At 33.5% G+C, this 18,095-nt stretch carries 15 protein-coding genes; 5 read left to right on the top strand and 10 right to left on the bottom strand.

The window, feature by feature from the left end:
• The first annotated feature begins 11 nt into the window (after positions 1 to 11).
• Complete coding sequence (locus QMA06_RS03745; RefSeq protein ID WP_290205513.1) at positions 12 to 728, top strand: Bax inhibitor-1/YccA family protein; 717 nt, start codon at positions 12 to 14, stop codon at positions 726 to 728.
• Positions 729 to 1,096: 368 nt separating this feature from the next.
• Here the strand turns inward: QMA06_RS03745 and QMA06_RS03740 are convergent, their stop codons facing one another.
• Both QMA06_RS03740 and QMA06_RS03735 read right to left on the bottom strand, forming a co-directional pair.
• Complete coding sequence (locus tag QMA06_RS03740; RefSeq protein ID WP_290205512.1) at positions 1,097 to 2,641, bottom strand: ribonuclease E/G; 1,545 nt, start codon at positions 2,639 to 2,641, stop codon at positions 1,097 to 1,099.
• 367 nt (positions 2,642 to 3,008) lie between these two features.
• A complete protein-coding gene (locus QMA06_RS03735; protein WP_008270198.1) occupies positions 3,009 to 3,299 on the bottom strand; it encodes an HU family DNA-binding protein in 291 nt (96 codons plus the stop codon).
• A 134-nt stretch (positions 3,300 to 3,433) separates the two neighbouring features.
• On the opposite strand from QMA06_RS03735, the gene mutY reads away from it, so the two are divergent.
• The 4 genes from mutY (at position 3,434) to gldD (ending at position 6,984) form a co-directional block, all read left to right on the top strand.
• The gene (gene mutY / locus QMA06_RS03730) at positions 3,434 to 4,474 is read left to right on the top strand and encodes an A/G-specific adenine glycosylase (RefSeq protein WP_290205511.1); all 1,041 of its coding nucleotides are present in this window, start codon (positions 3,434 to 3,436) and stop codon (positions 4,472 to 4,474) included.
• 87 nt (positions 4,475 to 4,561) lie between these two features.
• Positions 4,562 to 5,014: a single-stranded DNA-binding protein gene (locus QMA06_RS03725; protein ID WP_290205510.1), complete on the top strand. Its 453-nt coding sequence runs from the start codon at positions 4,562 to 4,564 to the stop codon at positions 5,012 to 5,014.
• Positions 5,015 to 5,034: 20 nt separating this feature from the next.
• Positions 5,035 to 6,354, top strand: a complete 1,320-nt coding sequence (locus tag QMA06_RS03720; RefSeq protein ID WP_290205509.1) for a gliding motility-associated protein GldE — start codon at positions 5,035 to 5,037, stop codon at positions 6,352 to 6,354.
• Between the two features lie 66 nt (positions 6,355 to 6,420).
• Positions 6,421 to 6,984, top strand: coding sequence for a gliding motility lipoprotein GldD (gene gldD, locus QMA06_RS03715; protein WP_290205508.1), 564 nt, complete (start codon positions 6,421 to 6,423; stop codon positions 6,982 to 6,984).
• An 81-nt stretch (positions 6,985 to 7,065) separates the two neighbouring features.
• Here gldD and QMA06_RS03710 read toward each other — a convergent pair whose 3' ends face one another.
• The 8 genes from QMA06_RS03710 to QMA06_RS03675 all read right to left on the bottom strand — a co-directional run bounded on the left by QMA06_RS03710 (position 7,066) and on the right by QMA06_RS03675 (position 18,073).
• Positions 7,066 to 8,742, bottom strand: coding sequence for a choice-of-anchor J domain-containing protein (locus tag QMA06_RS03710; RefSeq protein ID WP_290205507.1), 1,677 nt, complete (start codon positions 8,740 to 8,742; stop codon positions 7,066 to 7,068).
• 12 nt (positions 8,743 to 8,754) lie between these two features.
• Complete coding sequence (locus QMA06_RS03705; protein WP_290205506.1) at positions 8,755 to 11,289, bottom strand: TonB-dependent receptor; 2,535 nt, start codon at positions 11,287 to 11,289, stop codon at positions 8,755 to 8,757.
• A 163-nt stretch (positions 11,290 to 11,452) separates the two neighbouring features.
• A complete protein-coding gene (gene pgi / locus QMA06_RS03700) occupies positions 11,453 to 13,099 on the bottom strand; it encodes a glucose-6-phosphate isomerase (protein ID WP_290205505.1) in 1,647 nt (548 codons plus the stop codon).
• Positions 13,099 to 14,415 (bottom strand): M23 family metallopeptidase, encoded by a 1,317-nt coding sequence (locus tag QMA06_RS03695; RefSeq protein ID WP_290205504.1) that lies wholly within the window; start codon positions 14,413 to 14,415, stop codon positions 13,099 to 13,101. The genes pgi and QMA06_RS03695 overlap by 1 nt, the downstream gene beginning before the upstream one ends.
• 7 nt (positions 14,416 to 14,422) lie before the next feature.
• The gene (locus tag QMA06_RS03690; RefSeq protein ID WP_290205503.1) at positions 14,423 to 15,355 is read right to left on the bottom strand and encodes a tryptophan 2,3-dioxygenase family protein; all 933 of its coding nucleotides are present in this window, start codon (positions 15,353 to 15,355) and stop codon (positions 14,423 to 14,425) included.
• Positions 15,356 to 15,367: 12 nt separating this feature from the next.
• Positions 15,368 to 16,156, bottom strand: coding sequence for a DUF3108 domain-containing protein (locus tag QMA06_RS03685; RefSeq protein ID WP_290205502.1), 789 nt, complete (start codon positions 16,154 to 16,156; stop codon positions 15,368 to 15,370).
• 228 nt (positions 16,157 to 16,384) lie between these two features.
• Positions 16,385 to 17,545 (bottom strand): 4-hydroxyphenylpyruvate dioxygenase, encoded by a 1,161-nt coding sequence (gene hppD, locus QMA06_RS03680; RefSeq protein WP_290205501.1) that lies wholly within the window; start codon positions 17,543 to 17,545, stop codon positions 16,385 to 16,387.
• A 54-nt stretch (positions 17,546 to 17,599) separates the two neighbouring features.
• Positions 17,600 to 18,073 carry a CCC motif membrane protein gene (locus QMA06_RS03675; RefSeq protein ID WP_290205500.1) on the bottom strand — a complete coding sequence of 158 codons (474 nt, stop codon included), beginning with the start codon at positions 18,071 to 18,073 and terminating at the stop codon, positions 17,600 to 17,602.
• Positions 18,074 to 18,095 lie beyond the last annotated feature (22 nt).

The raw sequence follows: 18,095 nt of genomic DNA, 5'->3' as shown, positions 1-18,095 counted from the left end.
TAAATCATATTATGGAAAATCAAATCCCAAATCAACCAAATGACAAAATAATAATTGGCAGTCTTTCAGAAATTGAACGTGCTGCTTTTTATAGAAAAACATATACCCATGTTGCAGGTGGAGTACTTGTTTTTATTCTTTTTGAATACTTATTACTGCAAAGTGATACCATTGTAGAATTTATGCTATCAATGACTGAAGGCTACAAATGGTTGTTAATGCTAGGAGGTTTTATGTTTGCAACAAACTACGCAGAAAGCATGGCTTTAAGAACCACCGATAAGAATAAGCAATATTTGGCTTATGGTATTTATATCTTTTTTGAAGCACTGATTTTTGTACCTATGCTTTATATAGCTATGTTTTATATGGAATCTGGTACGGAAATTCTCTATCAAGCCTCTATTGTTACCTTAGCATTGTTTACAGGTTTATCAGCAGTAGTATTAATGACTAAAACCGATTTTTCATACTTAAAAACAGGTTTAACCATAGGTTTCTTTATAGCAATCGGTTTAATAATCGCAGGTTCAATTTTTGGATTTAATCTTGGCTTGTGGTTTTCAGTAGGTATGTGTTTGCTTGCTGGTGGTTCTATTTTATATCAAACCTCTAACTTGGTTAAAAATTATGGAATTGAAGACTATATTCCAGCGGCATTAGGTTTGTTTGCCTCGTTGATGTTATTATTCTGGTACATTCTTAGAATTTTTATGTCTCGAGACTAAAATTGTTAATATAAAAGTAACCTGAAAATTTTTGTCGTTTTTTATGAGCTATTTTATTTTTACCCATTTTTTCTTAAAAAAACCAAACAAGGTTAAAATAGCATATAAACATATCAAATCTGTTGTTTTCTAAGGCTTATAACGAGCGTAAATTTGCACCCGTTTTAACAAACACGAAGAAATACAATTTGATGATGAAAACAAGTAATAGAATAGTTGCAGAAAGTAAAGTAGGCACAAAAACTTTAAAATTTAATAACGCAAGTTCGATAGTTTGGAACACTAGAAGACGTTACAAATAAGAATATTTTTTTATTTAAAACAAAGAAGCCCAATTGAGAAATCAATTGGGCTTTTTTTAATAGATATTATTTGATTTTGTTGCCATCTTTATCATAAAAATGGTATTCAAGATATGTGTAAGCATCTCTAGGTAAAACTTTTACCCATTTTTTGTGTTCAAAAAACCATTTTGAACGTACTGATGGAAACCCTTTGGTTAAAAAGGCTGCTATAAAAGGATGTGCATTTAGTGTTATCTTTTTATAGTCTTTTCTAAAAATGCGCTCAAGGTCTTGATTAATGCGTTCTACCACTTTAATTGGTGCTTCGATTTCATCGCCTCCTACGAGATTCGGATTTTCTTCTTTCGTTTTAATATTGCGTTCTGGCCTAACACGCTGTCTGGTTATTTGCACTAATCCAAACTTACTCGGCGGCAATATTTTATGCTTTGCTTTGTCGTCTTTCATCTCATCTCTGAGATAATTGTAAAGCTTTTTTCTGTTCTCTGCTTTTCCCATATCGATAAAATCTATAACGATAATACCTCCCATATCACGTAATCGTAATTGTCTGGCAATTTCTTGAGCAGAGATCATATTGACTTCTAAAGCGGTGTCTTCTTGGTTCTTTTCTTTATTAGATCGGTTACCACTGTTAACATCTACAACATGTAGTGCTTCAGTATGTTCTATTACCAAATAAGCGCCTTTCGCCATAGAAACTGTTCTCCCAAATGATGTTTTAATCTGGCGTTCTATGCCAAATTTCTCAAAAATTGGAACACCATTTTTGTAGTACTTTACTATAGACTCTTTTTTCGGTGCAATTTGTTGCACGTAATCTTTTACTTGTAAGTACATCTCTTCATCATCTACAACAATACCAGAGAATGAATCGTTAAAAATATCTCTCAATATTGAGGAAGCTTTGTTCATTTCTCCCAATACTTTGGTTGGGTGATGAGCCTTGTACAATTTTTTACACATTGCTGTCCATCGATCCAGCAAATTTTGTAAATCACTATCTAGCTCGGCAACTTTCTTGCCTTCTGCTACGGTACGAATAATAACGCCAAATCCCTTAGGTGTGATACTTTTTACTAGTCTTTTTAAACGGTCCTTTTCTTCTTGAGAATCAATTTTTTGTGAAATTGAAATACGATTCGAAAAAGGCACCAAAACTATATACCTACCCGCAATAGATAATTCTGAGCTAATGCGTGGTCCTTTAGTAGAGATTGGTTCTTTTACTACTTGTACTAAGATGGATTGATTAGATTTTATAGCATTTGCAACACTGCCATGTTTATCTAAATCCTTTTCCATCGGAAAGTCTTTTAGGGTGTAATCCCTTAATTTCCCCGTGCTTACACGTTTAATGAATTTTAAAAGTGAAGGCAATTGCGGTCCCAGATCATGATAGTGTAAAAAACCATCTTTCTCATACCCTACGTTAACAAACGCAGCGTTTAAACCAGGAATAACTTTACGTATTTTGGCAATAAAAATATCACCAACTGCAAAGTTGTTATCCTCTTCGTCTTTATGTAATTCAATAAGTTTTCCATCTTTTAATAAGGCAAAATCAACAATATCTGAACTCGATCTTACGATTAATTCATTGTTCATAATGTTAATTTATATCTAACTCTTCATTGAGGTAGATGGATTTTACTAAATTATTTGACACAGGTCCCGATTACAATCGGGAATCCAGCAAATCTAGATGTACTCTATTAAATACCCTAGATTCTATATCAAAGAACGTTTTTGTAAATAGTATTCAATATTATTCTTAAATAATATTGAATTTCAATAGCTGTCCAAACTGAAAAAAGTAGTTATAAAACTACTTTTAACAATTTATTTCTTTTTATGACGATTAGCGCGTCTACGTTTTTTACGCTTATGCGTCGCTACCTTGTGTCTTTTTCTTTTTTTACCACTTGGCATAATAAATAATTCTTTTTAATTAATATTTTGTTTAAATGCTTTCTTAGTTAACCTCAACATTAGATTTAACTCCTTCTAAAAATACTTTAGCTGGTTTAAATGCTGGAATGTTATGAGCTGGAATTTTTATTGTAGTATTTTTTGAAATATTACGACCTGTTTTTTCAGCTCTTGTTTTAATAATGAAACTTCCAAAACCTCTTAAATATACGTTGTCTCCGCTTTCTAAAGATGTTTTTACTTCTTCCATAAAGGTTTCTACAGTCGCTTGTACGTCACCTTTTTCAATACCCAATTTATCAGATATTTTTGCTACCAAATCGGCTTTTGTCATTGTTATTAGTTTTAGGGTTACTATTTATTCTAAGGGATTGCAAATATAAGTAATTTTATTTCAATAGTTCAAGTGTAATTAATTAAAATTTAACACAATAAACATTTAATTTCGCTTTTTCTTAAAAAACCCCAATGGATTTTAAACACAAACTAATTAACTGGTATTCAACAAATAAACGTCCATTACCCTGGCGAGAAACTAATAACCCATATCATATTTGGCTCTCGGAAATTATTTTACAACAAACCCAAGTAAAACAAGGATTACCTTATTATGAAGCATTTATTAACAAATATCCAACTATTTACGACTTAGCTAAAGCTTCTGAAACCGCTGTACTAAAATTATGGCAAGGTCTGGGTTATTATTCTAGAGCTCGTAATCTACATACTACAGCAAAACATATCGTCAATAATCTTGAAGGTGAATTTCCCGATAATTACAAAGACCTGTTACAATTAAAAGGAGTTGGTGACTATACTGCAAGTGCTATAGCTTCCTTTGCTTTCAACGAAGTGGCAGCAGTAGTAGATGGCAATGTTTACAGAGTATTATCTCGGTATTTTGGTATAGAAACCGCAATAAATTCAACAAAAGGCATCAAAGAATTTAAAACTTTAGCCACTACTCTGATAGATAAAGAAAATCCAGCTACGTATAATCAAGCTATTATGGAATTTGGCGCTTTGCAATGCAAGCCAAAAAACCCCAATTGTTCCACATGCCCATTACAAATTAGTTGTGTAGCTTTTCAGAAAAAAAAGGTTGATGCGCTGCCTGTAAAGCAGAAGAAAACTAAAATAACCACTAAATATTTTAACTTTTTAGTTTATATCGACAATAACCATAACACGCTTTTTGAAAAACGAGACACCAAAGGAATTTGGCAAAACCTATACCAATTTCCTTTAATTGAATCCAACAAAAGTCTCAACTCTGAAGAATTCCATTTGATGGATTTAGATAATTCATTTTTAAAAGTAAACTCAGTGGATTACTCTCTTTATAATGAAACCGACATCGTACACAAACTGTCGCACCAACATCTTTATACCAAGTTTTGGGTTATTATGGTTGAAGAACTACCTATAGATGCTATTCCGATAGAGTCATTAATTAAATATCCTACACCTGTATTGATTAGCGACTTTATAGAAGTTTTCAAGTTTTAGAACCATAAAGAAATCACATTTTTTTAGTACTTTTAATATACTCATTAGGCAATTCAGTAACTTTGTAACTCATTAAACGATAAAATTATGGCTGGAACATTGAATAAAGTGATGTTAATTGGAAACTTAGGAGACGAAGTTAAAATGCATTATTTTGATGATAAAAATTGTGTTGGACGTTTTCCTCTGGCAACTAGTGAAAGTTACACTAGTAAACAAACCAACGAACGCATCACCAATACCGAATGGCACAATATTGTGGTCAGAAATAAAGCAGCTGAAATTTGCGAAAAGTACCTAACCAAAGGAGATAAAGTTTATATTGAAGGACGCATAAAAACGAGAAAGTGGACCGACGATAAAGGTATGGAACGTTACTCAACAGAAATTCAATGTGACGAGTTTACGTTTTTAACCCCGAAAAATGATCAACAATCGCAACAATCGCAGAAATCGAACACTATAAACACCAATCCTCAAACCCCAAAATCTGCACCAAGCAAAGCAGAACCAGAAGGTGATGATGATTTACCATTTTAATCCTATAATTTCACACCAACTTGGACCCAGAACCCACGGTTTTAATTTCACAATTACTAGTAGTTAATACATCCTTTATAACAAGTATCTTAGTTCTTATTGTTTTATTGATGTGTTCGGCGCTAATTTCTGGAGCAGAAGTAGCGTTATTTTCACTAACCAAATCTAATATAGATGAAGGTTTAGAGAATAAATCTATTCCCCTACAAATTATTGCCAAACTTTTAGAACGGCCTAAAAAACTACTGGCAACTATTTTAGTTGCTAATAATTTTATAAATATTGCGGTAGTACTTTTATTCGCGTATATAGGAGAAACAATTTTTTACAGTATTACTATTCCGCTTATTAGATTTTTAGTTGAAGTGGTTTCTGCCACCTTTCTAATTTTACTATTCGGCGAGATTATTCCTAAAATTTACGCTAGTAGAAATAGTGTTAAATTTTCTTCGTTTATGGCGAGACCATTACAGATACTAGATGTAATTTTTTCTCCATTAAGTTTACCTATGCGGTTTGTAACTATACAAATTCAGAATAAATTTGCCAAACAACGCTCTAACCTTAGCGTAGATCAACTATCGCAAGCTTTAGAACTTACTAATGATGATGACACCACCAAAGAAGAACAAAAACTTTTAAAAGGTATTGTGTCATTCGGAAACACGGATACTAAACAAGTAATGCGTCCAAGAATGGATTTATTTGCACTGCGATTAGATACACCTTATGAATCTATTATAAATGAAATTATTGGTAATGGCTATTCTAGGATTCCTGTTTATGAAGAAAGTATTGACACTATAAAAGGTGTGCTTTACGTTAAGGATTTACTACCGCATTTAAATAAAAAAACATTTGATTGGACCACCATTTTACGTGAACCATTTTTTGTGCCAGAAAACAAGAAATTAGACGATTTAATGGTGGAGTTTCAGACTAAAAAAGTTCATTTAGCAGTCGTTGTAGATGAGTATGGAGGCACTTCTGGATTGGTTTCTCTCGAAGACATTATTGAAGAGATTGTAGGAGATATTAGTGACGAATACGATGACGAGGATTTGGTGTATACCAAATTAAACAATAATAATTATAGTTTTGAAGGCAAAACACCCCTAAAAGATGTTTATAAAATTGTTGGCATTGAAGATGATGCTGATCGATTTGAAGCTCGAAAGGGAGAGGCAGAAACGCTTGCTGGCTTTGTGCTTGAAATTTCAGGGGGATTTCCTAGAATTGGCAGTAAAATAAATTTTGAAGATTACGAATTTACAATAGAAGCTTTGGAGCGCAAGCGTATTAAACAGATTAAACTAACGTTACAAAATAGACATTCCTAAACCAAGTGTTTTGAATGCCAAAAGTAACGCGTTACTGAAATTTGATATAACCGATAAATAATACAGATGAAAAGAATCGTAATACCCATTTTAAGCCTGTTAATGTTAAGTTGCGGAGACGATCCGCTGCCAAAGCCAAAAGGTTATTTAAGATTAGAGTACCCACAGCCCGATTATACAAAAGTTGATGCCCCTTTACCATTTTCATTCGAAAAAAATGAGCTTGCAGACCCTATTAGCGTTAAAAAATCTTTAGGAAAAACTCATGGGATTGATGTTAAATATCCGGCTTTGAAAGCTACCATATATCTTACTTACAAAGCTGTAAATAATAATCTAGACAGCTTAATGAGAGATGCACAAAACCTTACACAAAAGCATACTATTAAAGCTGATGAAATTTCGAGTAATCTTTTTGAAAATAAAAAAACCAACGTTTATGGGATGCTATATGAAATTGGCGGTAACGCGGCTTCGCTATCTCAATTTTATGTTACAGACAGCACCTCTCACTTTTTAAGTGGTTCTTTATATTTCTATGCGAAACCAAATTACGATTCTATTTATCCGGCTTCAGAATATTTAAAAAAAGACATAAAGCGTATTATGGAAACCGTTGAGTGGAAATAATTACGAATAGAAAGTTATATAAACAAAAATGCCGCTGAATTTCAGCGGCATTTTTATTACGTTAAGAAATGAGTTTCAATTTTAATCTTGGTATACCCATTCTCCATTCATTTTTATAACAGCAAAATCTTCTGTAGTATTACTACCATTATAAACTTCAATAGTAACAACATATTTTTGTTCTTCTGCTGCAGATGGAACGTTGTTATCTAAAACTACATTAATAGCCTCTAACACCATCGGGTTAGTCCACTCAGCAGTATTTCCTGCTCTTCTATCCATATTCCCATAGTTAAGCATACTGCTTGTGGCATTGGGATATGTATCTGCTAAAGCTGCACCAATTACAGTATAATCATCAGCAGACAGAGTATATCTAATAGTGTTATCTGGTATCCAAACACCATCTTCAAAACCAAACTGTAATGTTCTAGAAACTGTTGACTCGTGTCCAACAAATTCACCATTAGTTACAGTATATAAGTTTCCTCTTCTTTGTGCTCCACTTGAACTTGAGTAATAATCATATATAACAACTAATTCTTCCTCTTCTTGTGCATAAGGAAAGTTTAAACTCAAGAAAGTTGGTAAGTAATTATCAGGCGAAATTGAACTACTAAAGTTATCATATTGACCTGGTTGACCTGAACCTTCACCCATTGAATCGAAATCAGCTGAGCTTAAATAATAAACACCATCAATTGCAGACCAAGCACCGCTTGCATACATAAAGTATTCACCTTTAGAGTTTGTATCACCAGTTGCACCTGTAGTTTTAATAGCCATACTTGCAATTCTCCATCGAGATGCATCACCTTCATCTACATCGGGTGTACTTTCATCATCTCCTATTGAAGAATACATAAAAGCAATATTAATAATTTCTCCATCATATGCAGAAAAATCATAGTTTTCAGAAGACGCCATATCTTCAGTTGCAGGCATTGCCAAAGTAATTTCATCCCAAGTGGCAGCAAAAACATCATCTGTATAATCTGTAGAAACTAAAATTTTCACTAAGGATGCATCTCCTGCAAAATCAAGTTCTTGAGTTATTTGAAATTTTAGGTCAGACTCATCAGATAAATCTATAGATGGTGATACTAACCATTCTGCATTTGTTCTTTGGTCTCCATCAAAATACCCATTACCACGTATGTTACCTGTTTCTGTTGACCAAACGTCGTAATCGCCATTTTCTTCAACAATATTCCAACCTTGCAAACTTCCTGCGAAATTATAAGCCACTAAATCGGCTAATCCAACTACAGGAGTCTCTGTATATTGATCATATTTCGCTAAAACTATTTGTCCCTCTGTCGGATCCGCGATTTGCGCATCTAGAATTTCAGGAATTGCAGAAGTTGCATTAACATCTGGATAGAAGCCAAATGCATCACTACCTGTTGCTGCATAATTAGAGTTCGTAAATTCATAAACATCTGAATTTGTGTAATCATTAATTCCTTCAGCATTACCAATGAATAAATCATAACCCACTACTACCGATGAACCTTCTCCCCAAAAAGGGTACTTTTCAGCTAAAAAGCCAGGTAATATAGTTTTAGCATCTTCTTCTGAACCAAAGTTACCAAATTCTAAATCTAATTCTGTATAATCATCTGATGTTAACGTGTAAGATTCAGAACCTACAATTGGATCTGCTGATGTATCCAAACCATCATAAATGTCATCCATTGGATTACAACCAACAAAGGTTAAACCCAAAATTGCTAAACAATAAACTATTCTTTTCATATTAAATTTTTTTTAAAAATTAACTTTTAAGCCTACACTGTAAGTTCTACCAGGACCAAAATAAACTTGAGCTGCAGATGCTGTACCATCTAAATCATTCGCATCTGACACATATTCAGTATTAAATACATTATTAATTTTACCCATTAATGTTGCATCAAATGATCCCATTTCAAAAGTATGTCTAATACCTGCGTCAAATAATCCAAAATCAGGAAGTTCCCATACATCAGGTAAATCACTACTTCCTCTGTTTGTAACATCATAAGATGAGTAGTTGTCACCAGCAAAGTTATAATCGACAAAAACATTAGATTTAGCCGCTAATTTATAATCTACGCCTAGCGCAAATGTTGTTTGTGCAACATCACCTACTTTTAAATCTTCAGCATAAACTTCTACAACATCAATGATATCGCCAGATTGATCTCTAATATCTGAAGTTACATTACTTTTCCATTGCCAATCTCCTAATGATGCCATACCTGTTATCGTTAGGTTTTCAAACGCTCTATATCTGAAATCAATTTCAATACCTTGGTGCAAAGCATCTATACCTTGTAAATTATAGAAGAATAAATCTTCACCAGTACCAATAGAACCTCCTAAAGATTTATCTAACCATTGTGTATAATAAACATTAACATTAGCACTTAATTTTTCACCACGGAATCCGTATCCTAATTCTGCACTAAATACTTTTTCGTTAACAGCATCCTCATTAGGAATAATGCCATCCTCATCTAAAAATACATCATCTAAAAACGGTGCTTTAGAGAAATAACCTACATTAACAAAGACATTGTTATTCATATCTAAGTTGTAATTACCACCACCTTTAATACCATATCCTGTAAAGTTTACAGCTTCAGACTCTCTACTTCCTACTATGGTATTATTCATATATTCTCTTTGCTTATAATTACTATTTGAAACATCAGCAGCAACAAATACATTTATAGCTTCAGTAACTTGGTATTCTGCCTGCCCAAATAAACCATATCTGTTAACAACACCATCATAATCCTTATTGTATTTATCACCTACTTGTAATGGTTTGCCAAAAGCAAAAGTATCAGTTTCGTTATCTAAGAAAAATTCACCACCTAATAAATCATCAACTTCATACCAGTGAGAACCAATATAATAACGACCATCAAAACCACCTGAAATTGTTAAGTTGTCGTTAATTCTATTTTTATAAGTCGATAATATACCATACCATTCGTGTGAGTTTCTAGACGATGAAATAATATCAGAAGATCCATTAACTCCATTAGCACGATTCTCGGCGATAACTTTATCAAAATCAATAGGCGTTAACCCTGTAGAACCAATTCTATACTCATCAGAACCAATTTTAGAACCTTCATCTCTACGTCCTCCACCAGAACCAAATGATGCATAGAACGCCGTTGATAATGCAGATTCATCATTTATATTCCATAAATGATTAAGAGACATCTGTGGTTTGTGATAAAAATTATAAGACTGATGATAAACTTCACCATTTTTATATCCCCAATCTTTATTTGCTTTTTGTGGCCCTGAATCAGTGTCTTTCAATTCTGCTATTGTAGAACGATTGAAACGTTGACCGTGTTGCTGTTGTGCACCAAATGCTGTAAATGATAATCGGTGCGCATCATTAATTTGTTGAGACAAACTTACGAAATAGTTATAACCAGAAAACTCAGTTCCATCAACATAACCATCGCCAGAAATTTTTGAAGCACTAACCGTTGCAGCAAAACCATTATCATTTAAACCAGTAGAATACGTCATTCCGTATTTAAGATAACCATCATTAGCGATAGAAGACATAATATTACCGCCTTTTTCTGCATCGGTTGTTTTAGTAATAATATTTATAGTACCACCAACTGAAGCTACCGCTACTTTAGAAGCACCTAAACCTCTTTGCACCTGCATGGTAGAAGTAACATCTCCTAATCCTGCCCAGTTACTCCAATACACAGCACCATTTTCCATATCATTTACAGGAACACCGTTAATCATTACAGCTACATTTTCTGAGTTGAATCCTCGCAGGTTTATTCTACTATCACCATAACCTCCACCTTGTCTTGTTACATAAACACCTGGAGTTGATTTTAAGATTTCAGGAAATTCTTGTGTTCCTAACTTAAGCTCAATATCTGCGGCTTTTACTGTAGAAACCGCAACAGGAGTTTTTCTGTCAACAGCAACAGAGGCAACAATCATTATTTCATCTAAACCTACATTGCTAGATAATAATGTAATAGTTCCTAAATCTGTATTCCCACTATAAGGAACAGTTTGAGTTACATAACCTACATAAGAAATTACAATCTCTCCAGAATTTGATTCTGCAGTTAGCGTAAAATTACCGTCGAAATTTGTGGTTGCACCAGTAGTAGTTCCTTTTACCACAATATTAGCACCTGGAAGAGGTGAGTTCATATCACCATCAATAATTTTTCCCTTGATAGTGCTTTGAGCATAAATGGCTGTTGAGAACAATGTCAAAACAGCAATACATAAAAAATGATTAAATTTTTTCATATAAAATTTAAGTTAATTTATTTTAAATTATTGCCGCAAAATTACGCAATAACATAATTAAAACATTAAGTTAATGTTAACAATTAAATGATACGAAGTTAATTATAGAATCATTAACCCATACGTATGCATAACTAATTTTATTAAAACTTTTTAACAATTTTTAACAATTATTCTTATAAAAATCGATCAATCTTTGTGTAGAGCCATCGTGAATTGAGTTTGAGACTTCATTGTTGAGCTCTTTTAAAATAGATTTAGCCAATTGTTTTCCTAGCTCAACACCGAATTGATCATAACTGTATATATTCCAAACTATACCTTGTACAAAAATTTTGTGTTCGTACATAGCAATAAGTTTTCCTAAACTCTCTGGTGTTAATTTTTGAATAAGAAGTGATGTCGTTGGTTTGTTACCTTCAAACACTTTGAAAGGTGCAAGTTCTTTTATCTCAGCTTCAGACGCCGATTGTTCTCTTAATTCAGATAAAACTTCTGCCTCAGTTTTGCCGTTCATTAAGGCTTCTGTTTGTGCAAAGTAGTTCGACATCAATTTATCGTGATGGTCCTTGTTTCCATAAAGCGATTCAACATAGCCAATAAAATCGGTGGGAATTAATTTAGTACCCTGATGAATTAATTGAAAAAATGCATGTTGAGCGTTGGTGCCTGGTTCGCCCCAAATTAAAGTTCCTGTTTGGTAGTTGACTTTATTGCCATCTCTGTCTACACTTTTACCGTTACTTTCCATAATGCCTTGTTGAAGGTATGTAGCAAACTGGTTTAAATATTGTGTATATGGAATAATGGCTTCACTTTCGGCTTTAAAAAAATTATTATACCAAACGGTTAATAAGGCTGAAATCACTGGGATATTTTCATTGAAATCAGTCGTTCTGAAATGCTCGTCCATTTTACGTGCTCCCTCTAATAAACTTTCAAAATGTTTGTAGCCCAAGGCCAAACTTATGGAAAGTCCGACAGCACTCCACAATGAAAAACGACCTCCAACCCAATCTTTCATTGGGAAGATATTCGCTTCATCTATACCGAAGCTTTTCACACTCTCAACATTAGTTGAAACAGCTACAAAATGTTTAGAAACTGCCTCTTTCGGTTGTGATTCTAAAAACCAAGCTCTAATGGAATTGGCATTAGATAAGGTTTCTTGAGTAGTGAATGTTTTTGAAACTATCACGAAAAGGGTTGTTTCAGGGTGTAAGTCTTTGATCACTTCCTGATAGTGGTCACCATCTACATTACTCACGAAATGTGTGGTTAATTGATTTTTGTAATACTGAAGAGAATCAACTACCATTGCAGGTCCAAGATCCGAACCTCCAATACCAATATTAACAACATCAGTAATCGCTTTACCTGTATGGCCTTTATGATTTCCGTTTACAACCGAGTTCGTAAAATTTTCTATTTTTTTCTTTACTTCATATACTTCTGGAATCACATTTTCACCATCAACTAAAACGTTAGCATTTTTAGAGGCTCTTAAAGCCGTGTGTAAAACGGCTCTTCCTTCTGTGGCATTAATAATATCACCTTCAAAATATTTTGAAATGGCATTTTTTAAATCTAATTCAACGGCTAGTTCAGTTAGTAATTCTAACGTTTCTGTAGTGATTCTATTTTTTGAAAAATCGACATAGAAGTCTTCCCAATTTATCGTAAGGTTATTAGCTCTGTCAGCATCATTTTTAAACAACTGTTTTAAATGCTTAGATTTAATAGTTTCAAAATGCGATTGTAATTTTCCCCAAGCTTCTGTGTTAGTTGGGTTAGTTGCTTTTAGTGCCATTATTGTACGTCTGTTGTTAAATCTTCGGTTATAGTGTTTTCCGATTCTTTTGGTTCTGCTTCTAAGAAGAATATATTGTCTAATCGTTTTTTAATCGGTTCAATATGTTCTAGGAATTTTACTTTCAAACTATCTGAGATGGGTTTGGCTTCCGGTAATTTTTGTTTAAAGGGATCTACTTGTCTTCCATTTTTCCAAAATCGATAACACACATGGGGTCCACCTGTATTTCCAGTCATACCTACATACCCAATTACATCGCCTTGCTTAACAAATTGTCCTTTTTTAACGGCTTGTCTACTCATGTGCAAATACTGTGTAGAATAGGTGTCGTTATGTCTAATTTTTACAAACTTACCATTACCTCCACGTCTTGTAGATTCAGTTACCGTTCCGTTAGCTGTTGCCATAATAGGTGTGCCCATTGGCGCGGCAAAATCTGTTCCTTTATGGGGTCGGACTTTATAACCATAAACCGCAATACGACGTTTAAGATTATAACGCGATGATATTCTACTGAATTTAACAGGCGCTTTTAAAAACGCTCGTCTTAAGTTCTTTGCGTCTTCATTAAAGTAATCTCGAATACCTTTAATAGAATCGGTTTCAAATTCAAAAGCGTACAATGAATCACCGTTATGCTCAAAATATGCTGCTTTTACATGATGAACACCTGCATAAATCGTATCATCTATATATTTATCTGTATAAAGCACTTTGAAACGGTCACCTTTTTGAAGTCTTCTAAAATCGATAGTCCACGCATAGATATCATCGGCCATTTTATAAGCTAATCTCTGACTTAATCCTTTCTCTTTTAAAGTTTCAGAAATATTATTTTGTATAATCCCTGTGGCCGTTTTTTCCACATAGGTAATTGGCTTTCTACTGGTGTAGGCATGGATAGAATCTTTAAAATTAATTACAACAAACTTTTCCAGATTTGGCTGGTAGATAAACGCCTCTGGATTGGGAAGACTGTCTGTTTGAGATTCTTTTGAAAACAACAAGGTATAAGGTTTACCAACTTGAAGCTTTCTGATATCAAAGGTGTCCTTGGCTTTTTCGGCTATATTAAAGATCTCTGGGTAACCGATATTGTTACGTTCTAAAATTTCACCAAAACTATCACCTGATTTAATGGTGTCTCGCTTTACAACATAATTGTTTATATCAAAACCGAATTCTAGAATCTTCTCTTCTTCAACAATTTCCGCATCTACTTTTTCTAAAGCTATTTCAGCAGAATTATCTTCCTTACACGTCCATAAACTTATGGCTATAATGATTACTGCCAGACTATTTTTTAATTGCATTAACTACTTATAAATTATTTCCCCAATTTTCTATTTCTTCAGCACTCCATAATTCCGGAAAGAAAATCCGTTTCTGATATTTTGGATGCATATATTTTTTCCAATCACTACCTCCTGTCGCTTCGCCGTCACCAATACCACTGTCTATATAATGTTTAGCAGCATTGTAGTGTGCCATAACCCAAGATACATTAACGGTATAATCGTAATGTCGCATAGCTTTTACGAGCTCTTCGTTTTTCTGATCGTTTTTTGGCAACTCTTTAAAACGTGTCCAAAGATTTTTGGTGTTATAGGTTTCCATAAACCTTAGAAATTCGTCTTTGTAACGTTTTTCAAAATTAATTAAAAGCGTCGATTTTTTTCCTGTTTTATGGTCTTTTCCTGCTGCTTGCCAATATAAATGCTCAAAAGCGTGTAGGAAAGGTGTATCTCTATCAATATCTTTTCTAAACCTATAGTCGATAAGATTAATCAATTCTGTAGATGCAAACTCAATAAGTCTGTATTGTGCGCTCTGAAAACCACTTGCAGGTGTTAGAGTGTATCTAAATTTCATATACTGCTCTACCTCCATTCCTTCCCTCATAATATTGAAAGATGTGGACAACATATCGAAATAACGGCTGATTCGCATCAGTTTGCTTTCAAAAAATACGACATCCAAGTCTTCTTTTTCTGCCACTTGGGAAATTTCCCATAGAATCATTTTAAAAAGCAGTTCGTTAATTTGGTGGTAAGCAATGAAAACCATTTCATCTGGTAGCGTAGTCCGCTGGATTTGAAGATTCAAAAGTGCATCCGTCTGAATATAATCCCAATACGTAATTGGTTTGCTATACAAAAGTCCATATAAATGATCGTCGGTATCTTGGTCTATTGCTACATACTTCTTTTGAAGTTCTTTTACAATATTATCGAATTGGTGTAAATCGTGCATGTTTTAAATTAATCAAAATTCTATTTTAAAAGAGTGCTTTAATCCTTTAAATTCAACAAGATCTGCACGTAGCGAACCTACCGCTAAATCTGCTTTAATTTTTAAGGGAATTTTATTTTTATCCGCACTGACCCAAAGTGTCAAACTTTCTTCTTCTTTAAAAACCCGCCCGGCCATAACATAAGGCCTGAATTTAATGGTTTTTACTTTAACATCATTACCATTCATATCAATTTCAATGGTTTCTTTGCCTAAGTATTTGAGTTTAAACCCGTAATTTTCTTCATCAAAAAACATATTGGTTTTAATTTCATCGCCCTCTTTTAAGGCCTCAACATCTATCTCGTTTCTTAGGTAATAATACATTGAAACCATATCCTGCACATCTTGCTCAGTAGTTACAGTAGTGACTTTTTTATGTTTTTTATTATAAACTTCAGCTTTTTGATTTTTATGATCGAACGTAATTTCTATATCTTTAGTATGACCACCTTCATTTATATTTCTAATAAACTTATAAGGTTTACCCGTTTCTTTATCAAAATAACTTTCGTAGCGGTCTTTCACTTTAAAAAACCATTTGATAGCACCAGTAGTCCAACCTTTACCTACTACATGGAAAACTTCTTTACCATCTAAATTGGATTCTTTCACAGTTAATGTGGCATTTCCCGCTTTTAAAAAGCCACTATAACTCATTTCAAATTTAAACCACTCCCCGTCTTGAAATGCGGATTCCTTTTCAACATTTGATGTTTGAAAACCTACAAAGAATAATATTAATGTAAATAAATGTTTCATAATCCAAGTTTGTAAATATAAATAATGTAACTCATTTTCTATGTTACGATTATCATAAATACAATTACTATTCCAAAATGTAAAAATCCCTTACGTTCAGAAATTTAGCAGAACTCAAAGGGATTCTTAGATCTATTAAATATGCCTAAACTTTCTATATTGGTTTTCTACTAATTGAACAAAACAAAAATTTTAGGCGTATACAGATGGAAAGTTGATGTGGTTTATTTACAATGTTCCTCTCTTAGCCTGCTCTCGTTCAATAGACTCAAACAATGCTTTAAAATTACCCGCACCAAAACCTTGCGCTCCCATACGTTGTATAATCTCAAAAAATAATGTTGGTCTATCTTCAACTGGTTTTGTGAAAATTTGAAGTAAATAACCTTCTTCATCAGCGTCTATCATAATAGATAACTTTTGAAGTTCACTAATATCTTCTTTCATCATATCCATGTGTTCTCCCAAACGTTTAGGAATATCATCGTAATAGGCTTGGGGTGGTGGTGGTAAAAACTCGACACCTCGTGCCTTCAGTTGCGATACCGTTTCAATAATATCATCTGTGGCAACTGCAATATGTTGAACACCAGAATCTTCATAAAAATCTAGATATTCTTCAATTTGCGATTTCTTAGCTGCTTTTGCAGGTTCGTTAATTGGAAATTTAATCCTGCCATTTCCGTTACTCATCACTTTACTCATCAAAGCTGAATATTCTGTATGAATTTGCTTATCGTCAAAAGACAAAAAGTTAACAAAGCCCATAACCTCTTCGTACCACTTTACCCATTTGTTCATTTGTCCCCAACCTACATTACCAACCATATGGTCAATGTATTTTAAGCCTACAGGTTCTGGATTGTAATCGCTTTTCCATTCCACAAAACCAGGCATAAATTTTCCTTTATAGTTTTTTCGTTCCACAAACATATGTACGGTTTCCCCATAGGTGTAAATTCCTGCTCTTACTACTTCACCAAATTTATCTTTTTCAACCATTGGTTCCATGTAAGATTTTGCCCCTCGTTTTGTAGTTTCTTCGTAAGATTTACGTGCATCCTCAACCCAAAGAGCTACGACTTTCACACCATCACCGTGTTTTACGATGTGGTCGTTAATTTCAGATTTACTATTTAATGGAGTTGTAAGCACCAACCGAATTTTATCTTGTTTTAAAACATAGCTCACCGAATCTTTTGAACCTGTTTCCAAACCTTTATAAGCAAACGACTGAAATCCAAAGGCCGTTTTATAAAAATGCGCTGCTTGTTTGGCATTACCGACATAAAACTCTACATAATCTGTTCCTAGAAGCGGCAAAAAATCTTGCGCTCCATCAAATATTTTCTCTAATCCGTAATTGACACTTTTTACTTCTTTTGCCATAATTTTATCTTTTATATACTATTGTTCTTTGTATTTCTGGTGTACTTATTTATTTTATTCCTGATACATTGAATCTATATTTATAGAATCTCCGTCCCTTTCTATGATGTTTTCTTCATCATTCCAAGTGTTGATTGTATCAGACTCGGAATCTGGATGATAGAATTCATCGTTTTGATAAAAATCGTCGTTTTCAAAATCTTTAAACTCATCTAAAAACACTGATGACAACATCGTTCCATAAAAAATTAAAACACCTGCTGCTATAAGCACTATTAAACCATTAATTACAAGCGCTATAATATTTATAATTTTAGCGGTATTAACATTGTTTCTCGACTGAGGATCATAAACATCAGGGGTTTCTCTAAAATCTCTTAAACTTTTATTGGCTACAACAAGCCCTATAATTGACATTGCTAACGGCACAATCGCCGTAAGGCCATAACAGCAACAACTTGCAATACCAATAACTAAGGCTAATATCCCTAATATGAGTGCTAATGGATCTGCTGATAATTTATTCATAAATAAAAAATAAGTTACATCT

Origin of the sequence: Winogradskyella bathintestinalis, from assembly GCF_030407435.1 — a bacterium.
In the GTDB taxonomy this organism is placed as follows: domain Bacteria; phylum Bacteroidota; class Bacteroidia; order Flavobacteriales; family Flavobacteriaceae; genus Winogradskyella; species Winogradskyella bathintestinalis.
This window is presented reverse-complemented; position numbering and strand designations above follow the sequence as displayed.